The organism is Brachybacterium tyrofermentans (assembly GCF_039526165.1).
Lineage (GTDB): Bacteria > Actinomycetota > Actinomycetes > Actinomycetales > Dermabacteraceae > Brachybacterium > Brachybacterium tyrofermentans.
Genome location: NZ_BAAAIR010000090.1, coordinates 1 through 4,482 on the forward strand (window position 1 = coordinate 1; position 4,482 = coordinate 4,482).

Below are 4,482 nucleotides of genomic sequence, written 5' to 3' on the forward strand. Positions count from 1 at the left end.
AGAGTTCGAGACGCTCCACTACGAGGCCCTCACCCGAGAGCCCGCACCCACAAAGTAGCGGCAGAGAACCCGGGCCGATTCAGAACTCTCCTGGTGGTGTCTGTGGCGTTGGTGCCGACGTGGTTTACGGGGCGTCCGATGATCCTGTGGGCACCGCTGCTGGGGCAGTGGTTCACGCGCATGGCGCGTGGGCAGACGAAGTACCGGGTGCGGCCGCTGGCGCCGCGTCCGGCGGGCACGCTGGGGCTGCCCGGTGATGCGGCACGGCTGCGGGTACTGGTCGACGACAAGACCGGTGCGGGGCTGCTGCATGATCCTCGGAGCCGGACTCTGACGGCGATCGCGCGGGTGGAGCCGCTGGATTCATTCGCGCTGGCCGAAGGCACTCAGCAAGACGTGGTGGCCGGCGGGTGGGGGTCGCTGCTGTCGAGCTTCTGCGCGGACACTTCCAACGGCGTGAGTCGTGTGGGTGTGGTGCTGCGCGCGGTCAGCGACGGTGGCGAGGAGATCAACAACTGGTTCCAGGAGCAGGGGAACCCGGACATGTCCCCGGCCGCATATGAGGCGTACAGGGACTACATCAGCGTTTCGCGCACCGACTCGATCCGGCATGAAGCGTTCGTGACGATCACGCTGAACATGAAGTCCCACGGGGTCGCGGCACTGATCCGTGAGGCCGGCGGTGGTGTCGCCGGAGGCGCTGAGGTGCTGCGCACACGGATGGAGTTCGTGCGCGGGCAGTTCACCGAGGCAGCGCTGCGGTTCAACTCGTGGGCCGGCTCCGATGATGTGGCGGTGCTGGCGCGGACGGCATATGACCCCGATGCACAGCCAGAACTCGAGTCGCATCCCGAGGTGGGCCGGTCTCTGGCCGGCGCGGGGCCGATGGCGCTGGATGAGTCGTTTACGTACTTCCGCACGGAGGCCGGCTATCAGCGGGTGCTGCTGGTCGTGGAGTGGCCGCGCAAGCCCACCACGGCAGGGTTCCTCCAGCACCTCGTGGTCGCTCAGGTGCGGCACACGTTCGCGTTGATCTGTGAACCGATCCCGACGCGCAAGGCCATGTCGCAGGCGCGGCGTGCCTCGACCTCGGCGGAGACCTCTCGGCAGTGGGAGAACAAGTCTGGGGCGGTGGACAGTGTGGAGCGCAAGCGGGAGCGCTCGGCGCTGGCACAGGAGGAGTCGGCGCTGGAGTCGGGGCACGGCGCGTTGAACTTCGCGGGTATGGTCAGCGTCTCGGGCAACACGCTCGATGAGCTGCGGGTGGCGACGGAGCAGGTTCGCACCGCGGCGTCCCGGTCGGGGTGCGAGCTGCGGATCATCGGTGGAGAGCAGGCATCGGCGTTCATCGCTGCGGCGCTGCCGTTTGGAAGGGGACTGTGATGGTGGAGGAACGATCACGACGCCGGGTGATGCGCAACCGTTTCGGTGAGCTGAGCCGGCAGGAGAAGCGCGAGCTGCGCAAGGCAGAGCGGGGCCTGATCACCGATGCGTACAAGCAAGAAGCCGCGCAGCGGGCGCAGACGGCCGCGCTGGAGCGGGCGGCGTGGAAGTCCCGCGACTATCTCCCCAAGGCCGGTGAGGACGGTCCCTCGTCGCTGTGGACGCCGCAGTCGTTCGTGGCTCCCACGCATCGTGCGGATTCGGGGATTTTGGGGATGACGTATCCGTTCCTCGCTGATCCGGGCCTGGGGACGAAGGGGACGATGGTGGGGCGGAACCTGCTGGGTGGGTCCGCGTTCGTGTATGGGCCGTTTGACCTGTACGCGCTGGGGCTGATCTCTGATCCGAACATCATCGTCAGCGGCAAGGTGGGCGAGGGGAAGTCCACGCTGATTAAGGTGCTGACCTCGCGGGGGGCTGCATTTGGATACCGGTCGTACGTGCCGGCCGACGTGAAGGGCGAGTGGACGGGTCCCTGCCGTGCGATCGGCGGGTCCGCGTTCGAGCTGGGGCCGGGGATGCCGGCGCGGATCAATCCGCTGGCCAACCCGATCCCTCGTCCCGCGAACGTCAGCGAGGAGGAGTGGGTGATGACCTCCCGGAACCGCCGCGCGATGCTGCTCGAAGCGATCGCGGAGCGGCTGCTGAATCGCGAGCTGGGCGCGATGGAGCGCAGCGCTCTGGCGTACGGGCTGGAGCAGGTGGAGCGGCGCGAGCAGGAGGAGCCGACGCTGGGTGATGTGGTCCATGAGCTGTTCAACCCGGCCAAGAACAGCGATGACCGGGTGCCGGAGGGCTTCGGCCGGCTGGCTGAGGTCAAGGCGCATTCTCGGGAAGTGGGGCACGCGCTGGCACGCCTGACGACCGGCGCTCTCGGTGGTGTCCTCGATGGACGTTCCCAGGGGGTGCAGTTCGATCCCACCGACCCGATGGTGTCGGTGGATGTGTCGCGGCTGCGGGGCAGTGAGCTGCTGGACGTGGTGATGACGTGCACCTCGTCGTGGATGGAGTCGGCGCTGATGGACGGCACCGACTCACGGCGCTTCATGATCTACGACGAGGGGTGGCGAGTTTTCGCGCGTCCCCCGCTGCTGCGCCGGATGCAGGAGCACTGGAAGGTCGCCCGGAACTGGGGGATCTCCAACGTGCTCGTGATGCACGGCTTCGGGGATCTCCAGACCGCCGGCGACGGCGGCGAGGCCTCTCGCGCCATGGCCGCGAACCTCGTCAACGACTCCTCCACGGTGATCTCCTTCCGGCAGTCGGGCAACGCGGTCGCGGCGGCACAGGAAATGCTGGATCTGACCGATACGGCCTCGGATCTGCTGACGAAGCTGCGCCAGGGGCAGTCGCTCTGGCGGATCGGGCAGCGGATGAGTCTGGTGCAGGTCACCCGGACCGCGCGGGAAGCGGCGATCTTCGATACCGACGAAAAGATGGTTGGCCATGGCGCGGCGTGACACTCGTGAGGAAATGCGGCGGCGGGCCGGCGGGCTCGAATCGTTCCTGCCGTACGTGCTGCTGGTGCTCATGGTTCCGCCGGCGCTGTTCTGGGCGTCGGGGTGGATCGTGGCGCAGGTGTCGGGTCGGTCCTACGGGGCCGGCCCGGCAGAGCTGTTAGCGGCGGCGAAGGCACCGGGTGAGGCTGGCGCCGCGCTCGGGGTGGGCTCCACGGCCGGTGTGTGGCTGGTGTTCGCCGTGCTGCTGGCGGTGCTCGTGGCAGTGGTTGTGGCGGTGTATCGGTCGGTTCGTGGTCAGCGGGAGCGGGCACGGCTGGAGATACAGAAGGAGCGGGGGCTGCCGGAGCGTCGGCAGGTCGAACGCGAGTATGGGGCGTCCTCGATCATGCGTCGGCGTAAGCAGATTCGGCCTGACTTCGTGCCGGAGGGCCGGCGGCCGCGCGTGACGGATTATGCGTTCTGGGACGGTCGGGCGCAGGGCCGGAAGGTCTATACGAGCTTCGAGACCCCGACGATGCTGCTCGCACCGTCGCGGGTGGGTAAGACGCAGAACGTGATCGCTCCGCGCGCGATCGAGGCACCGGGGGCGATGCTTTCGACCTCCACCAAGACGGAGATCGTGAAGCTGACGTGGGAGCACCGGGAGAAGCTGGGTGGCCCCATGCTGATCTGTGACCCCGAGGGTGTGGGCGCTGAGGCGGGCCTGCCGGGGTCGGTGCGCTGGTCGCTGTGGGCCGGGTGTGAGGACGTGACCGAAGCGCTGTCGCGCGCGAAGGTGCTCGCGGCCGGCGGCTCCAGCGGCGTGCAAAACGGAGACTTCTGGGAAAACGTCACCAAGCGCGTGTTCACGCCGCTGCTCCACGCGGCGGCCGTGGACTCCGCGGTGACGATGACCGATTTTCAGAAGTGGTGCTTCGATCCGAAGTTCGCAGAGGACGCGCTGAACATCCTGCGCGAGCAGCCAGGCGCGGAGGATCTGGCGGCGATGCTGGAGTCCGTGGTGAAGATGGACGACCTGGAGACTCGCGCGAATATGTGGGCTCCAGCGGCGAACATCGGGACGGCGCTGGTGGACCCTCGTATCCGTGACACGTTCGGCCCGGACGGTGAGCAGATGGACGTAGACGACTTCCTGCGCCGTTCCGGGACCATCTACGTCATCGCCCAGGAGAACGGCAACGCCTCGGGTCTGGTGCTGACGCTCGTGGATGCGGTGTGGCGTCGCGCGGTGGTGCAGGCGAACAGTTCACCGGGCGGGCGGATCGAACCGCCGTTGCACCTGAGTCTCGATGAGATCGGGAACATCGGCACGCTGCCCGTGCTGCCTCGGATGATGAGCGAGGGCGGCGGCCTCGGTGTCCAGACCACGGCCGCGTTCCAGTCCCTCGCGCAAGCGGAGCTGCGCTACGGCGCGGCCGGCGCGCGGGCGCTGTGGGAAGCAGCGACGCAACGCTTCGTCCTCGGCGGTGTGAGTGACGACAAAGTGTTGTCAGAGCTGTCACGGATCGCAGACACCCGGAAGTTGAGTCCCGCATAGTGGTGTAGCGCGGTGGCCCCGTGATCGTCTCTGACGAGGACG

General features: G+C 67.7%; 3 protein-coding genes. All 3 read left to right on the plus strand.

The features are described 5' to 3' along the window. Positions 1-102 precede the first annotated feature (102 nt). Genes ABD093_RS18415 through ABD093_RS18425 form a run of 3 tightly spaced genes read left to right on the plus strand, consistent with a single transcriptional unit; the run spans position 103 to position 4,440 of the window. Positions 103-1,383 (plus strand): SCO6880 family protein, encoded by a 1,281-nt coding sequence (locus tag ABD093_RS18415; protein WP_343926351.1) that lies wholly within the window; start codon positions 103-105, stop codon positions 1,381-1,383. After that, positions 1,383-2,903 (plus strand): ATP-binding protein, encoded by a 1,521-nt coding sequence (locus ABD093_RS18420; protein ID WP_343926353.1) that lies wholly within the window; start codon positions 1,383-1,385, stop codon positions 2,901-2,903. Before ABD093_RS18415 ends, ABD093_RS18420 begins: the two co-directional genes overlap by 1 nt. After that, positions 2,890-4,440: a type IV secretory system conjugative DNA transfer family protein gene (locus ABD093_RS18425; protein WP_343926355.1), complete on the plus strand. Its 1,551-nt coding sequence runs from the start codon at positions 2,890-2,892 to the stop codon at positions 4,438-4,440. Before ABD093_RS18420 ends, ABD093_RS18425 begins: the two co-directional genes overlap by 14 nt. The last annotated feature ends 42 nt before the right edge of the window (positions 4,441-4,482 follow it).